Source organism: Aquariibacter albus (assembly GCF_014145335.1).
Classification (GTDB): Bacteria; Pseudomonadota; Gammaproteobacteria; order Burkholderiales; family Burkholderiaceae_C; genus Aquariibacter; species Aquariibacter albus.
The window spans coordinates 157,513-174,235 of the sequence record NZ_JACIVI010000003.1 but is presented as its reverse complement, the minus strand read 5'-3'; the positions used below and the strand labels follow the sequence as shown (position 1 = coordinate 174,235).

The 16,723-nt window shown below is 72.7% G+C and carries 13 protein-coding genes; 5 read left to right on the top strand and 8 right to left on the bottom strand.

The genetic code is table 11. From position 1 onward, the window contains the following. Positions 1-6: 6 nt before the first annotated feature. The 7 genes from H4F90_RS10150 to apbC form a co-directional block, all read right to left on the bottom strand. The gene (locus H4F90_RS10150) at positions 7-2,991 is read right to left on the bottom strand and encodes a formate dehydrogenase subunit alpha (protein WP_182664156.1); all 2,985 of its coding nucleotides are present in this window, start codon (positions 2,989-2,991) and stop codon (positions 7-9) included. 87 nt (positions 2,992-3,078) lie between these two features. Further along, complete coding sequence (locus tag H4F90_RS10145) at positions 3,079-3,297, bottom strand: formate dehydrogenase (RefSeq protein ID WP_182664154.1); 219 nt, start codon at positions 3,295-3,297, stop codon at positions 3,079-3,081. Between the two features lie 186 nt (positions 3,298-3,483). Then, positions 3,484-4,119: a TorD/DmsD family molecular chaperone gene (locus H4F90_RS10140; protein ID WP_182664152.1), complete on the bottom strand. Its 636-nt coding sequence runs from the start codon at positions 4,117-4,119 to the stop codon at positions 3,484-3,486. Positions 4,120-4,184: 65 nt separating this feature from the next. Then, positions 4,185-6,452 carry a 4Fe-4S binding protein gene (locus H4F90_RS10135; RefSeq protein WP_182664150.1) on the bottom strand — a complete coding sequence of 756 codons (2,268 nt, stop codon included), beginning with the start codon at positions 6,450-6,452 and terminating at the stop codon, positions 4,185-4,187. Beyond that, positions 6,449-7,174 carry a DUF3306 domain-containing protein gene (locus H4F90_RS10130; protein WP_182664148.1) on the bottom strand — a complete coding sequence of 242 codons (726 nt, stop codon included), beginning with the start codon at positions 7,172-7,174 and terminating at the stop codon, positions 6,449-6,451. Before H4F90_RS10130 ends, H4F90_RS10135 begins: the two co-directional genes overlap by 4 nt. Before the next feature lie 9 nt (positions 7,175-7,183). After that, a complete protein-coding gene (locus tag H4F90_RS10125; RefSeq protein WP_182664146.1) occupies positions 7,184-7,681 on the bottom strand; it encodes a DUF3305 domain-containing protein in 498 nt (165 codons plus the stop codon). Beyond that, positions 7,681-8,772, bottom strand: coding sequence for an iron-sulfur cluster carrier protein ApbC (apbC, locus tag H4F90_RS10120; RefSeq protein ID WP_182664144.1), 1,092 nt, complete (start codon positions 8,770-8,772; stop codon positions 7,681-7,683). Before apbC ends, H4F90_RS10125 begins: the two co-directional genes overlap by 1 nt. 165 nt (positions 8,773-8,937) lie before the next feature. On the opposite strand from apbC, the gene metG reads away from it, so the two are divergent. Together metG and H4F90_RS10110 are read left to right on the top strand one after the other, a co-directional pair. Continuing rightward, complete coding sequence (gene metG / locus H4F90_RS10115; RefSeq protein WP_182664142.1) at positions 8,938-11,019, top strand: methionine--tRNA ligase; 2,082 nt, start codon at positions 8,938-8,940, stop codon at positions 11,017-11,019. 83 nt (positions 11,020-11,102) lie between these two features. Next, positions 11,103-12,833, top strand: a complete 1,731-nt coding sequence (locus tag H4F90_RS10110; protein ID WP_182664140.1) for a SulP family inorganic anion transporter — start codon at positions 11,103-11,105, stop codon at positions 12,831-12,833. 3 nt (positions 12,834-12,836) lie between these two features. On the opposite strand, the gene H4F90_RS10105 is transcribed toward H4F90_RS10110, so the two are convergent. Beyond that, positions 12,837-14,627: a CYTH and CHAD domain-containing protein gene (locus tag H4F90_RS10105; RefSeq protein ID WP_182664138.1), complete on the bottom strand. Its 1,791-nt coding sequence runs from the start codon at positions 14,625-14,627 to the stop codon at positions 12,837-12,839. A gap of 117 nt (positions 14,628-14,744) precedes the next feature. On the opposite strand from H4F90_RS10105, the gene H4F90_RS10100 reads away from it, so the two are divergent. The 3 genes from H4F90_RS10100 to panB all read left to right on the top strand — a co-directional run bounded on the left by H4F90_RS10100 (position 14,745) and on the right by panB (position 16,723). Next, on the top strand, positions 14,745-14,945 hold the full coding sequence (locus H4F90_RS10100; RefSeq protein ID WP_182664136.1) for a DUF3460 family protein: 201 nt from the start codon (positions 14,745-14,747) through the stop codon (positions 14,943-14,945). 7 nt (positions 14,946-14,952) lie between these two features. After that, positions 14,953-15,807, top strand: coding sequence for a segregation and condensation protein A (locus H4F90_RS10095; RefSeq protein WP_182664134.1), 855 nt, complete (start codon positions 14,953-14,955; stop codon positions 15,805-15,807). A 79-nt stretch (positions 15,808-15,886) separates the two neighbouring features. Continuing rightward, positions 15,887-16,723, top strand: a complete 837-nt coding sequence (gene panB, locus H4F90_RS10090) for a 3-methyl-2-oxobutanoate hydroxymethyltransferase (RefSeq protein ID WP_182664132.1) — start codon at positions 15,887-15,889, stop codon at positions 16,721-16,723.

The following is a 16,723-nucleotide window of genomic DNA, read 5'->3' as shown; positions in this document are numbered from 1 at the left end:
TCCTTCTTAGGCCGAGGCCTTCTCGATCTGGCAGAGCGTGGTCTTCGTCTCCTGCATCATCGTCACGCTGTCGTAGCCGTAGGTCGTGGCGGTGTTGATCGCCTCGCCGCGGACCACGGGCATGGCGCCCTGCGGGTAGTAGGGCGCCAGGTCGACGCCCCCCCAGCGGCCGGAGAAGTGGAAGGGCAGGAAGACGGTCTCCGCGTCGACCCGCTCGGTGACCAGGGCCTTGACCTTGATGCCGGGGAAGCCCGGCACCTGCTGCATCGGCGGGGTCTTGACCCAGACCATGTCGCCGTTGCGGATGCCGCGGTCGTTGGCCGCGCGCGGGTTGAGCTCGACGAACATGTCCTGCTGCAGCTCGGCCAGGTAGGGGTTGGAGCGGGTCTCCTCGCCACCCCCCTCGTACTCGACCAGCCGGCCGCTGGTCATGATCAGCGGGAACTGCTTGCCGATGTCGACATTGGCGTCCTGCACGGTCTTGTAGAGCGTGGGCAGGCGCCAGAAGGCCTTCTTGTCGTCATGGGTCGGGTACTTGGCGATCAGGTCCGGCCGGTTGCTGTAGAGCGGCTCGCGGTGCTTGGGAATGGGGTCGGGGAAGTTCCAGACCACCGCCCGCGCCTTGGCGTTGCCGAAGGGGTGGCAGCCATGGTTCTGCATGGCCACGCGGATGATGCCGCCCGAGGCGTCGGTCTTCCAGTTCTTGCCCTCGGCGGCCTTCTTCTCATCGTCGCTGAGTTCGTCCCACCAGCCCAGCTTCTTGAGCAGGATGTGATCGAACTCCGGGTAGCCCGTGGTCAGGTCGGCACCCTTGCTGTGCGAACCGTCGGCGGCCAGCAGGGAGACGCCGTCCTTCTCGACGCCGAAGTTCGCGCGGAAATTGCCGCCCCCCTCCATCACGTGCTTGGAGGTGTCGTAGAGGTTGGGCGAGCCGGGATGCTTGAGCTCCGGCGTGCCGTAGCAGGGCCAGGGCAGGCCGAAGTAGTCGCCGTCGAGCTTGTAGCCGGTGGCCTGGTCGATGCCCCCCTTGGCCCGGAGCGTGTTCACGTCGAAGACGTGCATGTTGCGCATGTGGGCCTTCAGGCGCTCGGGGCTCTGGCCGGTGTAGCCGATGGTCCAGACCGCGCGGTTGATCTCGCGCAGGATGGATTCGGTCTCGGGCTCCATGCCGCCCTTGCCCTGCACCATGGTGTAGTTCTTGACCAGCTCCTTGCCGAAGCCGAGCTTGTCGGCCAGCTGGCACATGATCATGTGGTCGGTGCGGCTCTCCCACAGCGGCTCGATGACCTTCTCGCGCCACTGGATCGAGCGGTTCGACGCGGTGCAGGAGCCGCTGGTCTCGAACTGCGTGGTGGTCGGCAGCAGGTAGACGGCGCGCTTGGGGTTCTGGTCCTCGGGCTTGCCGGGCATGGCCGCCATCGCGGCGGTGGCGCTGGGGAAAGGGTCGACAACGACCAGCAGGTCCAGCTTGTCCATGGCCCGCTTCATCTCCAGGCCGCGGGTCTGCGAGTTGGGTGCATGGCCCCAGAAGAAGAGCGCGCGCAGGTTGCTGTCCTGGTCGATCAGCTCGTTCTTCTCCAGCACGCCATCGACCCAGCGCGAGACGGTCATGCCGGACTTGCTCATCATGCCCGGCGCGTACTGGGCCTTGATCCAGTCGAAGTCCACGCCCCAGACCTTGGCGTAGTGTTTCCACGAGCCCTCGGCCAGGCCGTAGTAGCCGGGCAGGCTGTCCGGGTTGGGGCCGACGTCGGTCGCGCCCTGCACGTTGTCGTGGCCGCGGAAGATGTTGGTGCCGCCCCCGCTCACGCCCACATTGCCCAGCGCCAGCTGGAGCAGGCAGGAGGCACGCACGATGGCGTTGCCGATGGTGTGCTGCGTCTGGCCCATGCACCAGACGATGGTGCCGGGCCGGTTCTCGGCCAGGATCTTGGCCACCTTGAAGGTGGTGGCCTCGTCGACGCCGCAGGCCTCCTGCACCTTGTCCGGCGTCCAGTTCGCGAGCACCTCCTCGCGCACCTTCTCCATGCCGTAAACACGGTCGGCGAGGTACTTCTGGTCCTCCCAGCCGTTCTTGAAGATGTGCCACATCACGCCGAAGAGGAAAGGGATGTCGGACCCCGAGCGGATCCGCACGTACTCGTCGGCCTTGGCCGCCGTCCGCGTGAAGCGCGGATCGACGACGATCATCTTGCAGCCCTTCTCCTTGGCATGCAGCATGTGCAGCATCGAGACGGGATGGGCCTCCGCCGCATTGCTGCCGATGTAGATCGCCGCCCGGGCGTTCTGCATGTCGTTGTAGGAGTTGGTCATCGCCCCGTAGCCCCAGGTGTTGGCGACACCCGCGACCGTGGTGGAGTGGCAGATGCGCGCCTGGTGGTCGGTGTTGTTGCTGCCCCAGAAGCTGATCCACTTGCGCAGCAGGTAGGCCTGCTCGTTGTTGTGCTTGCTGGAGCCGACCACGAAGAGCGCATCCGGGCCGCTCTCCTTCTTGATGGCAAGCAGGCGCTCGCTGATCTCGGCATAGGCCTGGTCCCAGCTGATGCGCTGGTACTTGCCGTCGACCAGCTTCATCGGGTACTTGAGGCGGAATTCGCCGTGGCCGTGCTCGCGCAGGGCCGCCCCCTTGGCGCAGTGCGCGCCGAGGTTGATCGGCGAATCGAAGACCGGCTCCTGCCGGACCCAGACGCCATTCTCGACCACGGCATCGACCGCGCAGCCCACCGAGCAGTGGCCGCAGACGGTGCGCTTGACCTCGATCTTGCGGGCCCCTTCCGCCGCGCTGGCCTTGGCGCCATCGGCCGCCTCGGCCTTGCGGATCATCGTGAGCTGCGGCAGGGCCAGGCCGGCCCCCAGGCCCAGGCCGGAGCGGCGCAGGAAGCCGCGGCGGTCGACGGTGGGCAGCGCACGGGACACGCCGCGCTGCAGGCTGGCAAGCATCGACGGCGTCGCAGTCGCATCGACCGAAGACGAACGGCGCGTAAGCAACATGGGGAACTCCTCGGGGCGGCGGCCGCGGCGGGCCGTGCAAGGGATGGCGCGCGGGGACACGGCCGGGCCCGTGGGCCCGGCAGGCCCTCAGACGCGGGCCGTCTGGTAGTAGCGCAGCACGTGCGCGCTGGCGCGGTAGCCGGGCGCGGCCTCGGCCGGCGCCGCCTCGGCCTGCGGCCGCTCAGGGGCTTCGGCCGGCGCGCGCGGCATCACGGCGGCCACGGCCGCGATGGCTCCGGCGGTGCCCGCGCCGGCAAACAGGCGGCGGCGGGACAGGGCTTCCTTCGAACCTTCAGCCTCGGACATGACAGTCTCCTCGTGCCGGGCGCGCAGGCCGGTGAGCCATGCACCCTTGTTCATAAGCGTGCACCATTGTGGCCGGCACCCTCCCTGGCGGTCTGCCGGGAAAAGCCCGCAAAGCGCCGCGCTCGGGAATGAAGATCTGCGGCGACCGAGGCCGGTGCCGATGCAGGAAAGCTGATGACGTCCGGCTCAGGCTTCGAGCAGGTCGAAGCCCTGGGTCTCGACCTGCACGAAAGCCCGGGTGTAGGCCGCCAACGCGGCATAGAGCCGGGCCTGCGGATGCGCCTGCAGCGCATCGCACAGGCGCTCGACCCAGGACTGCACATGGGCCCGGAAAAAGCGCCGCTGCTGTTCGAGGTTGCAGACGGCGGCATCGTCGCCGGCGATGAGATAGCGCATCACCTCGAAGACCGCGCTGACATGGTCCTCGGTCTCGCCGCGCTCGCGGTCGCCCTGCAGGCCGAGGGCGGCCAGGTCGCTGCGCAGCTGCACGAGCGGCTTCTCGTTGAGGAAGCCGCTGAGATGGTGGCTGGCGTACAGAAAGATCTCCGGCCGGCCAACCCCCAGGAAAAGCGCCTCGTACTCCGCCGCGGCCGCCTCGGGGCTGCTGGCGCGCAGGGCCGCCACCAGGTCCTGCCAGGGCGCCTCCAGGAAGGCGCCGGGCTCGGGCGCCTCGGTCACGACCACCGCGAAGGCGGCCTGCAGAGCGGCATCCGGCGGCGCCAGGAAGAGCCGGGCCAGCAGGCCGTAGATCTCGGCGCGGGCGATTTCCTCGGCCTGGTCGGCGGAGGCGAAGGACAGGGCGCGCAGCTCGGCAGGGTTCATCGGCGGCTCGGCAGGCAGGCAGTCGTCGGGGCGGGCGGATCGGCGCGGTGCGCGCGCCGGGCGGCTCAGAGGTCGGTGATGCGGACTTCGCGCGGGTCGCTGTAGAGATCGACCACCCGGCAGTCGCCGCACATCTTCAGCCGCTCGGCCGCCGCGCCCTGGAAGGCGGCGTGGCCGGCCAGCTTGGCGACCATGTTCTCGATGGCCTTGAGCGTGCCGAAGGGCTTGCTGCAGCGCACGCAGCGGAAGGGCTCCTGGGCATGCAGCACGCGCGGCTCGCGGCGTGCGCGACCGGCCTCGGCCAGCAGCAGGCGCGGCTGCAGGGCCAGGGCCTGCTCGGGGCAGGTGCCGACGCACAGGCCGCACTGCACGCAGTTCTTCTCGATGAAGCGCAGCTCGGGCCGTTCCGGGTTGTCGACCAGGGCCGAGGCCGGGCAGGCCCCGACGCAGGCCATGCAGAGCGTGCAGCGGCCGGTGTCGATCGCCACCGCGCCCCAGGGCGAGGCCGAGCCCGGCACCGAGGGCAGGGGCAGCGCCGCCGGCAGCGCGGCGGCCTGCGGCGCCTGGGCCAGCAGATGGTCGAGCACCAGCTCAAGCTGGGCGCGCTTGTCGCTGCCGGCCGCGAAGGCGGCGGGCGCCAGCGCGGGGCGCAAGCCCTCGGCCAGGGCGGCCTGGAGGCCGGCCTCCAGCGCGGCCTCGGGCAGGTCGGCGCCGGCCAGGTCGATCAGTCGCAGCGGCGTGCCGGACCAGCCCAGGCCCTGCAGCAAGGCCTGGCCCAGCGCGGCCTGGGCGGCCAGGGCCCGGCGGTAGTCCGGCGCCTCCTCGCCGCTGAGCAGGACGACCACGCCGCGCGCGCCCCAGGCCAGGGCCGAGAGCCACAGCTCCAGCCCGACCGAAGCGCTGTGCCACAGCGCCAGCGGCAGCACCGCCAGCGGCAGGCCGCGGCGGCGCGCCATGGCCCCGGGCCGCGGTGCCGGGGCCGGGCCGCCGAAGGCTTGCGGCCCGGCCTGGGCCGCGCGGCCCAGGGCTTCGATCGCCTGCCGACCGCCCTGCTGGCTGTGCAGCAGCAGCAGCGGCCGGCCGGCCGCGGCCTCGCCGCCGGCCTTCAGGTAGGCGCCGATCAAGGTGCGCATGCGGCCGCCCAGCTCATCGGGGCCGGGGTAGCGGTAGGACAGCGCGCCGCTCGGGCAGACCGTCGTGCAGGCACCGCAGCCCACGCAGAGATGGGGCTCGACCCGGATGCCGCCGCGGTCCGGCCCCTCGACCGTCGCGCGGCTCTGGATGGCCTGGGCGGAGCAGACGTCGATGCAGGCCCGGCAACCCTCGCGCTCGTTGCGGCTGTGCGCGCAGAGCTTGACGCGGTAGTCGAAGAACTTCGGCTTGTCGAACACGCCGACCGAGCCGCGCAGCGCGACCACGGCGGCGCTCAGCCGGGCCGCGCCGTCGGCGGCGCGCAGGGGCACGTGGTGGTAGCCCTGGGGCGGCTGGTGCAGGTCCAGCAGGGGCCGGGCGCCGAGGTCCAGCACCAGGTCGAAGCCCTGCTCGCGCGCCGCGGACTCGCGCTCGAAATCGATCGCGCCAGCGACGCCGCAGGCGCTCAGGCAGGCACGCTGGCGGTCGCAGCGCGCCAGGTCGATGCGGTAGTCCAGGCCGATCGCGCCTTCGGGGCAGGCCGAGACACAGGCATTGCAGCGGGTGCAGAGGTCCAGGTCGATCGGCGCCTCGTCGCGCCAGCGCAGGGTGAAGGCACCGAGCCAGCCCTGCAGGGCCTCGATGCGGCCGCCGAGCACCGGCACCAGGCGATCCTGCGGCAGCGGCGCGGCCGGGCCGTCCAGGAAAAGCGTGAGGTCCAGCGCATCGCCCAGCAGGGGCAGCACGCCGGCCAGGTCGGCCGGGGCGCCGATCACCAGGCAGCGGCCGGCCGAGCGGTAGCTGACCTGGGCGACGGGCGGCGGGTCGGGCCGCTGGGCCTCGGCGATCAGCGCGGCCAGCTTGGGCGGCAGGGCGGCCGGCCGCTCGCGCGCCTCGGCCGACCAGCCGGCCGTCTCGCGCAGGTTGAGGAAGCGGATCGGCCGCTCGGCCAGCGGCGGCGTCCCCTCGGTCTGCGCATGCAGCTCGCTGAAGAGGCGGGCCTCCTGCGTGCAGGCGACCAGCAGCGCGTCCTGGCCCTGGGCGGCTTGCTGGAAGGCGCCGGCCTCGCGGCGGCAGAGCAGGCGGTGGCCGACCGACAGGCCCTCGGCCGCGTCCTCGCCGGCGGCCAGGCGCAGGGCCTCGCGCAGGGCCGGCGGGTCGATCGGCAGGGTGTCGTTGCAGGAACAGACCAGGGTCTTCATGGCGAGGCGGGCGGCGGGGTCGTCGGGGGCGACGCAGCCTCGCATGGCCCTTGCGCGGTGACCAGCGGGTCGGGCCCGGGGGCGGCCAGGCCGGATTCGCCTGCCGGGGCGTCGGTCGGGGCGTCGGAGTCGGCATCACCGTCGGCGTCGGGCCGTTCACGCGGCGCGTCGGGCCGTTCACGCGGCGCGCCGGGCCCGGCATCTGGCAGCGCGCCCGGCCCGGGCGGCGCTCCGGCGGCGCTGCGGGCAGCCGCGGCGCGGGCCTCGGCCTCGCGCTCCTCGCGGAACAGGCCCAGGGCCTCGCCCTGCTGCAACTGCCGCAGCATGGCCGGCGGGATGGGGTCCGGCTGGCTGTAGTCGTCGATGTAGATGTCGAGCCCGTCCATCACGTTGAAGTGCGGATCGGCGAACAGCGTCTTCAGCGCGGCGCGCTTGACGGCCTCGTCCACGCCCGCGCGCACGAAACGGTCGACGGCTTCGCCGGGCCGCAGGCGGGCGGCATCCTCCAGCGTCGGCGGTGGCGGTTCGGCCGCAGGGGGCGGCTCGGCGCGGGCCGGCGCTGTCGGGTGGGCCGGCTCAGCCGTCGGGGCCGGAGGGGCCGGGGACAAGCCGGCCGCCGGCCGGGCGGCGGGCTCCGCCGGCGCTGCGCTCGCGGACCCGAGAGCCAGGCCCTTGCGACGCGACCAGCGCGCGAAGAAGCCCTCCTCGGCGTCGGCACCCATGGTGTCTGCTCAGCCGCGCGCCCCGGGCGGCAGGAAGGACTGCGGCCGGCGGCGCTTGCGCGGCTCGGGCTGGTGATGCAGCTCGGTGTAGGCCTGCAGCCACTCACGCCAGTCGGGGGGCAGCGGGCAGTTGTCGACCCGCTCCTGCGCATCCAGCCAGCGTCCGGCCTCGTGGTAGGACAGGCTCACCGCCTCGGGCCAGGCCCGCGAGGGATCGGCCTCGTCGATACGCCACATCACGAAGACGACCGGCGCGCCGCTGCTCAGGTTCAGGTGATAGCCCTCGGCCTCGTCGCGGAAGAGCTCGATGCGCAGGCCCGGGTGCAGGAAGCGCGCGACCTTGCCGTCGTCGTGCAGGCAGCGGGCCGCGCGGCCGAAGGCCGGCTGCATGGCCAGCACCTCGACGAGGTGGAAGCGCCAGTCCTCCCAGCGGTTGGGCGCCGCCTCGCGCGCCATCACCACGGCGACTTCGATCGCCGGGCGCTCGCGGGCGGCCGGCGCGTCCATCAGGTGCCCTTGCTGACGGAGATGGTTGGGAACTTGGCCGAGTAGTCCTTGGACTTCTCGGCGATCTTCACCGCCACCTGGCGGGCCACACCCTTGTAGAGCGCGGCGATCTCGCCATCGGGTTCGCTGATCAGCGTCGGCCGGCCGGCATCGGCCTGCTCGCGGATGCTGCGGTTCAGCGGCAGGCTGCCGAGGTGGGCCACGCCGTACTCGGCGGCCATGTGCTTGCCGCCGTCCGCACCGAAGATGGCCTCGGTGTGGCCGCAATTCGGGCAGCAGTAGACGGCCATGTTCTCGACCACGCCGAGGATGGGCACGCCGACCTTCTCGAACATCTTCAGGCCCTTGCGGGCGTCGAGCAGGGCGATGTCCTGCGGCGTGGTCACGATGACCGCGCCGGTCACCGGCACGCGCTGGCTGAGCGTGAGCTGGATGTCGCCGGTGCCGGGCGGCATGTCGACGATCAGGTAGTCCAGCTCCTGCCAGTTGGTCTGGCGCAGCATCTGCTCCAGGGCCTGGGTGGCCATGGGGCCGCGCCAGACCATGGGGTTGTCGGCCTCGACCAGGAAGCCGATCGACATGAGCTGCAGGCCGTGGTTGGCCAGCGGCTCCATGGTCTTGCCATCGGCCGATTCGGGCCGCGCCGTCAGGCCCATCATCATCGGCAGGCTGGGGCCGTAGATGTCGGCATCCAGCAGACCGACGCGGGCGCCTTCGGCAGCCAGGGCCAGGGCCAGGTTGACGGCGGTGGTGCTCTTGCCCACGCCGCCCTTGCCCGAGGCCACCGCGACGATGTTCTTCACCCCCGGCAGCAGCTGCACGCCGCGCTGCACGGCGTGCGCGGTGATGCGGCTGCTCAGGTTCACGCTGACGTTCTCCACGCCCGGCAGGGTGCGCACCGCGGCGATCAGGGCCTTGCGCAGTGCGGGAATCTGGCTCTTGGCCGGGTAGCCCAGCTCCACGTCGAAGGCGATGTCGCCGCCATCCACCTTCAGGTTCTTCACCGCGCGGGTGCTGACGAAATCCTTGCCGGTGTTCGGGTCGGCGACGGTCTGGAGCGCCGCAAGGACGGCGGCATCGGTGAGCGACATGGCGGGCAATCAGGCTAGGAACGGGCGTGCCGAAGCAGGGGCGCCGAGTCTAGCCTGGGGCCTGCGCCCCGGCAGGGGCCGGGGCGGCCGGGCGGCGAGCCGCCGCCGCCTAAACTCGCGGGCTTGCCCGCAGCCCCGGCCGGCGCCCCTCAGCGCCCGCACACCATGCCCCGCCAGCTCTTCGTCACGACCGCCCTGCCCTATGCCAACGGGCATTTCCACGTCGGCCACATCATGGAGTACATCCAGGCCGACATCTGGGTGCGCTTCCAGCGCATGCAGGGCCACGAAGTGCACTTCGTGTGCGCCGACGACGCCCACGGCGCGCCGATCATGATCGCCGCCGAGAAGGCCGGCCTGACGCCGCAGGCCTTCGTGGCCAACATCGCCGCCGGCCGCAAGCCCTACCTCGACGGCTTCCACATCGCCTTCGACCACTGGCACAGCACCGACGCGCCGGAGAACCATGCCCTGGCCCAGTCCATCTACCGCGCACTGCGCGAGACCGGCCTGATCGAGACCCGGACGATCGAGCAGTTCTTCGACCCCGAGAAGGGCATGTTCCTGCCCGACCGCTTCATCAAGGGGGAGTGCCCCAAGTGCGGCGCGGCCGACCAGTACGGCGACAACTGCGAGGCCTGCGGCGCGGTCTACGCGCCGACCGAGCTGAAGAAGCCCTACTCGGCCCTGTCGGGCGCGACGCCGGTGCTGCGCAGCAGCGAGCACTTCTTCTTCAAGCTCTCCGATCCGCGCTGCGTCGCCTTCCTCGAAAGCTGGACGCAGGACGGCCGCCTGCAGCCCGAGGTGGCCAACAAGGTGAAGGAATGGTTCAAGCGCGACGAGGACGGCCAGGTCGGCCTGGGCGACTGGGACATCAGCCGCGACGCGCCCTACTTCGGCATCGAGATCCCCGACGCCCCGGGCAAGTATTTCTACGTGTGGCTCGACGCCCCGGTGGGCTACCTCGCCTCGCTGCAGGCTCATCTGGCGAGCCTGGGCCGCGACCTGGAAAGCTACCTCGCCCAGCCCGAGCTGGAGCAGGTGCATTTCATCGGCAAGGACATCGTCACCTTCCACACCCTGTTCTGGCCGGCCATGCTGAAGTTCAGCGGCCGCAAGGTGCCTGACGCCGTGCATGTGCACGGCTTCCTCACCGTCAACAACGGCGAGAAGATGAGCAAGAGCCGCGGCACCGGCCTGGACCCGCTCAAGTACCTCCAGCTCGGCCTGAACCCCGAATGGCTGCGCTACTACCTGGCCGCCAAGCTCAGCGGCCGGGTGGAGGATGTGGACTTCAACCGCGAGGACTTCGTCGCCCGCGTCAACAGCGACCTGGTCGGCAAGTACATCAACATCGCGAGCCGGGCGGCGGGCTTCCTCGTCAAGCGCTTCGACGGCCGTCTGGCCGACACGCTCGATGCCGAGGGCGCGGCCGTGGTGGCCGCCCTGCGGGAGGCTGCGCCCGAGTTGGGCCGCCTCTACGACGGCCGCGACACCGGCAAGGCCCTGCGCGAGGTCATGCTGCTGGCCGACCGCGTGAACGCCTACGTCGACGCCAACAAGCCCTGGGAGCTGGCCAAGCAGGACGGCCAGGACGCGCGCCTGCATGCCGTCTGCTCGACCTGCATCGAGGCCTTCCGCCTGCTGAGCCTCTACCTGAAGCCGGTGCTGCCGGCCCTGGCGGCGCAGGTCGAGGCCTTCCTGCAGATCGGGCCGCTGCAGTGGGCGCAGGCCGGCCAGTCGCTGGCCGGCCACCGCATCGGCAGCTACAGCCACCTGATGCAGCGCGTCGACCCCAAGCTGCTCGACGCGCTGTTCGAGGCCCCGCCGGCTGCTGCCGAGCCGGCCGCCGCCCCGGCAGCGGCCGTGGCGGATCCCGGCCGCCCCGGCGGCGAGGCGATGGCCGAAACCATCACGATCGAGGACTTCGCCAAGATCGACCTGCGCATCGCGAAGATCGTCGACGCGCAGGCCGTGGCCGGCAGCAAGAAGCTGCTGCAGCTCACCCTCGACGTGGGCGAGGGCCGCACCCGCAATGTCTTCAGCGGCATCGCCAGCGCGCACAAGCCCGAGGACCTCGTCGGCCGCCTGACGGTGATGGTGGCCAACCTCGCGCCGCGGCAGATGAAATTCGGCCTGAGCGAAGGCATGGTGCTGGCCGCCAGCCATGCGGACGAGAAGGCCCATCCCGGCATCCACCTGCTGTCGCCCGACAGCGGCGCCACGCCGGGCCTGCGCATTCACTGAGTCCGCCTGACGCGGCGCCGGCCTCGGGCGCGGGCTGCGGCCCGGGCCTTGCATGCGGCTCCGGACCCCAGACTGCCGGCCGCATGCCTTCCGACGCCCCACCCCCTGAAACCGCCCTGCGGCCGCCGCCACGCCGGCGGCTGGCGCGTTTCCGGCCCCGGCTGCTCGACACCCTGCCCGGCTACACCCGCCGCCAGGCCCTGGGCGACCTGGGCGCGGGCCTCACCGTCGGCGTGATGGCCCTGCCGCTGGCCCTGGCCTTCGCGATCGCCTCGGGCGTCAGCCCGGAAGCGGGGCTGTTCACCGCCATCGTCGGCGGCCTGCTGATCTCGGCCCTGGGCGGCTCGAACGTGCAGGTCGGCGGGCCCGCCGGGGCCTTCATCGTCATCGTCTACGGCATCGTCGAGCGCTACGGCCTGGCCAATCTGCTGGTCTCCACCCTGCTGGCCGGCGGGCTGATGCTGCTGATGGGCCTGCTGCGCCTGGGCGGCCTGGTGCGCTACATCCCGATCAGCATCGTGATCGGCTTCACCAATGGCATCGCGGTGCTGATCGCGCTGTCGCAGCTCAAGGATCTGCTGGGCCTGCAGCTGGGCCGCCTGCCGGCCGACGCCTTCTCGCAGCTGCGCGGGCTGATCGGCGGCCTGGGCGACACCGATCCGACCACCCTGGCCCTGGGCCTGGCCTGCCTGGGCCTGATCCTGGGCTGGCCCCGCGTGGTGGCCCTCGTCCGGCGCGGCCAGCCCCGGCTCGGCAACGGCCTGGGCCTGGTGCCGGCGCAGATGGTCGCGCTGCTGCTCGGCAGCCTGGCCGCAGCCGGTCTGGCCCTGCCGGTGGAGACCATCGGCAGCCGCTTCGGCGGCATCCCCGACCATCTGCCCGCCCTGCACTGGCCGGCGCTGAGCTGGGCCGGCGCGCGCGACCTGGTCATCCCCACGCTCACGCTGGCCCTGCTCGGCGCGGTGGAGGCCCTGCTCTGCGCGCGCATCGCCGACCAGCTCGCCACCGAGCTGCCGCGCCACGACCCCAACCAGGAGCTGATGGCCCAGGGCGTGGCCAATCTGGTGGTGCCGCTGGTCGGCGGCCTGCCGGCCACCGGCACCATCGCCCGCACGATGACGAATGTGCGGGCCGGCGCGACGACCCCGGTCGCCGGCATCGTCCACGCCCTGGCCCTGCTGATCGTGGTGCTGGTGGCCGCACCGCTGGCCGAGGACGTGCCGCTGGCGGTGCTGGCGGCCATCACCTTCATGACGGCGATCCGCCTGGGCGAATGGCACGAGTTCGCGCGGCTGCGGCAGTTCGCGCCGAGCTACCGGGTGATCCTGCTCGGCACCTTCGTGCTGACGGTGGTCTTCGACCTGATGGTGGCGGTGGAAGTCGGCCTGGTGCTGGCCTGCGTGTTCTTCATCTGGCGCATGGCCGCGCTGTTCGAGGTGCAGCTCGCGCCCGAACCCGCACCGGGCGTGGCGCTGCGGCGGCTCTACGGCGCCCTGTTCTTCGGCGCCAGCGGCAAGCTGGAAGGCCTGCCGGACCAGCTGCCGCCGGGCTGCCGGGTGCTGGTGCTGGACCTGCAGCGCCTGATCGCGCTGGACAGCAGCGGCCTGGCCGTCCTGCTCCAGCTCGGCCGCGACCTGACGCGGCGCGGCATCGCCCTGTGGCTGGTCGAGGCCCATCCGCAGCCGGCCTCGCTGATGCGGCGCGGCGGCCTGCTGGACGCCCTGGGCTCCGAGCGCCTGCAGCCCGATCTGGCCGCCGTGCTGGCCCGGCTGGCCGCGGCCGCGTCGGACGCCGCGGCCCCATCCGGCCGCTGAACCTCAGGCCCAGGGCGGCGGCGCCTTGCGGAAGCGCTGCAGGCAGCGCCCCGCCTCGGCCAGCACCTGCGCGCGCCGCGGCTGCAGCCAGCCCAGCGCGAACCAGCCCTCGGCCTGGCCGGCCTCGGCCGCTGCGCGGGCATGGGCGGTGGCGACGCAGACATCGTTGAAGGCGCCCAGCGCCTCCTGCGCGGCGCGCAGCGGCTTGAGGTAGGCGGCCAGCGGCTTGCGGCCGTACAGACCGGCACACAGCTCCACACAGTAGCGCTGGCGCTTGAGCGCCTTGCGCAGGGCATGGCGGGCCTCGTCGTCGAGCCGGTCGAAGGCCTGGACCTCGCGCACGAGGCGGCGCTGCCAGCGCGCGAGTCGGGCGCTGGCCTGCGCGCGGGCGCTGGGATCAGGCGCGGGGGTGAGGTCGGCCGGTGCAGGCGGCTGGGACGGTGCGGCGGGGGCGGCCGGCGCGGGGTCGGCCCGATCGGCCGGGGCCGCGGGACGGGCCCGCTCGCGGGTCCAGTCCGCCAGCATGGGCGCGATGCGCTCGGCCGGCAGCGCGCTCTGCGCCAGCAGCAGCAGCAGGGCCTGCTGGGCCGGGGCGGCGCGCAGCTCGGCGACGGGATCGGGGACGGCCTCGGCCGGCGCCGCACGGGCCAGGAAGCCCGCGGGCGGCCCGGCCAGGCCCTGGGCCTGCGCCCAGGCGGCGGCCAGCTCGGCGCCCAGGCCCTCGCCCAGGGCATCGGCATCGCGGGCCGCGCCCAGGCGGCGGAAGAGCGCGGCCAGGGCCGGCCCGGCGGCGATCGGCGCGACCCCGGGCCAGCCAGCGCGCAGCCGGTCGAGCGAGCGCAGCCGGCGCAGGCCGACGCGCAGCTGGTGCAGGGATTCGGCGCCGGCCGCGCCGCCGCAGAGCTCGCCGGCATTGCGCAGCACCTGCGCCGCGACGTTGTCGAGCGCGGCTCCGGCCAGGGTGGAGACCTCGGCCCCGCGCGGCAGCTTCAGCGGCTGCGCGCCGAAGGCCGGGCCGGGCTGCCCGGGGCCGCCGCCGCGCCGCAGGCGCTCGCCGCGCTCGGCCTTGCTGCGCGGCTCCAGCCACAGGCCGCGGGCCGTCCAGCGGCGGGCGGCCTCGAAGACAGCGCGGGGCGAGCCGCCGAGCAGCTCGATCTCCAGCTCGCAGACCGGCCAGATGCGCCAGCCGCCGGCGCCGTCGGGGGCGCGCAGCTCGCCCTCGTCGAGGCTGAACTCGACGGTGCCGTGGCGCAGGCGCTGGCGGCGGCTGCGGCGCTGGATGTCGGTCACGAAGCCTTCGACCAAGCCCACGGCCGCCGGGCCCTGGTGGCGCGCGGCAGCGTCCAGCAGGGCCAGCAACTGGTCGCCGACGGCCTGGCCGGCATGGCGCTGCGGATCCACCGGCGGCTGGCCGCCGCCCGGCACGGCCGGCAGCGGCACGTTGTGCTCGCCCCGGACCAGGGCATGGGCGGCGCCGCACTTGAGCGTCTGCACCCATTGCCGACCTTCCTTGCGCAGGCGCAGGGCCATGGCATGGCGGGCCAGCAGGCGGTCCGGGGTGTCGAGGTAGACCGCCTTCAGGCTCTGGGCGCTGCCCCCGTCCTCGCGCAGGAAGGCCCGCACCGCCTCGCGGGCGGCCGGGGGAATCTGCAGGCGCAGCTCGATCTCGACCGGTGCCGCCGCAGGCCGGGCGCGGCGCCCGGGGCGCGCGGACGGCACCCCGGGCGCCGACGGGGCGGCGGGCGTCAGGGCAGGCGTCAGAGCAGGCGAGGGGGCGGCGGACGGTCGGGGCATGGATGGAATCTTCCCATCGCCGGGCAGCCCCACGGCGGGGACGGGTCGGCCAGCCTAAAATTCGGGTTGACCCGAGGCCTGACCCTTTCCTCCCCAGGCCATCGCAAGGAGTTTGGAATGCCGCTCTTCTGGAAGCCCTACCAGTCCGACACCACCCAGTTCATCAGCGCGCTGAAGAAGGCCGACCCGGCGCTGGAAAGCCGCCAGCGCGAAGGCCGCGCGCTGCTGTGGGAGCAGCCGGTGGACCGCGCCGCCCAGGCCGAGTGGCGTGCCGCCCGCGTGCCGCAGCAGGCCTACGTCTATCACAACAAGGCCTGAGCCTGGCATGAACACGGCCGGCGGCCTCGCCGAGCCGGGGCCGGCCCTGCCGCCGGACTCCGTGCCGCAGACCGTCGACCAGGTCGCCGCGGTCGCCCGGCTGTATGGCGAGCCGCTGTTCGCGCTGCCGACCGACCTCTACATCCCGCCGGATGCGCTGGAGGTCTTCCTCGAAGCCTTCCAGGGCCCGCTGGATCTGCTGCTCTACCTGATCCGGCGGCAGAACTTCAACATCCTCGACATCCCGATGGCGGATGTCACGCGGCAGTACCTCGGCTACGTGGAGGCGATCCGCAAGCGCAACCTCGAACTCGCCGCCGAGTACCTGCTGATGGCGGCGATGCTGATCGAGATCAAGTCGCGCATGCTGCTGCCGCCGCGCAAGGTCGAAGGCCAGGTCGAGGCCGAGGACCCGCGGGCCGAGCTGGTCCGCCGCCTGCTGGAGTACGAGCAGATGAAGCTGGCCGCCGCCGAGCTCGGCCGCCTGCCGCTGCTGGGCCGCGACTTCTGGCGCGCGCAGGCGCACATCGACACCACGGTCGAGCTGCGCCAGCCCGAGGTGCGGCCCGAGGACCTGCGCGAGGCCTGGACCGAGATCCTCAAGCGCGCCCGCCTGAACCAGCACCACAAGATCAGCCGCGAGCAGCTCTCGGTGCGCGAGCACATGAGCATCGTGCTCAAGCGCCTGCAGGGCCAGCGCTATGTCGAGTTCGAACGCCTGTTCGAGGTCGAGCGCGGTCCGGCGGTGCTGGTCGTGACCTTCATCGCCATGCTCGAGCTCGCCCGCGAGCGCCTGATCGAGCTGACCCAGGCCGAGGCCTACGCACCGATCTACGTGCGCCTGGCCTACCAGCCGGTCTGAACGCGTCTACCCGGCGGCGCCGTCCCGGCGCGCTTCCTAGAATCCGCCCCCCGGTGCCGACGGCGCCGCGCCCCCTCCCATGAGCAGCCACCCCAGCCCCACCGCCGCCGCCCCACGCCCCGCGCTGACCCTGCCGAGGCTGCGCGACATGGCCGTGCGCGGCGAGAAGATCGCGATGCTGACCTGCTACGACGCCAGCTTCGCCGGCCTGCTCGACGCGGCCGGCGTCGACTGCCTGCTGGTCGGCGACTCGCTGGGCATGGTCCTGCAGGGCCACGACAGCACGGCGCCGGTCACGCTCGACGAGGTCGCGTACCACACCCGCTGCGTGGCCCGCGGCCGGCGCAGCGCCTTCCTGATCGCCGACCTGCCCTTCGGCAGCTACCACGAGGGCCCGGAGCAGGCCATGCGCAGCGCCGCCGCGCTGATGCAGGCCGGCGCACAGATGGTCAAGCTCGAAGGCGGGGGCTGGACGGCCGAGACCGTGCGCTTCCTGGTCGATCGCGGGGTGCCCGTCTGCGGCCACCTCGGCCTGACGCCGCAGAGCGTTCACGCGCTGGGCGGCTACCGCATCCAGGGCCGCGACGAGGCGGGTGCCGCCACGCTCTGCCGCCATGCCCGCGAGCTGGCCGAGGCCGGGGCCGCGATGCTGGTGCTGGAGCTGATGCCCTCGGCCACCGCACGCAGCGTGGTGGCCGCCTGCCCGGACCTGATCACCATCGGCATTGGCGCGGGCGTCGACACCGCCGGTCAGGTGCTGGTGCTGCACGACATGCTGCAGATCAGCCGCGGCCGCCTGCCCCGCTTCGTGCGCAACTTCATGGCCGGCAGCGACTCGATCGAGCACGCGCTGCGCCGCTACGTGGCCGCCGTGCGCGACGGCAGCTTCCCCGACGAAGCCCAGCACGGCTACTGA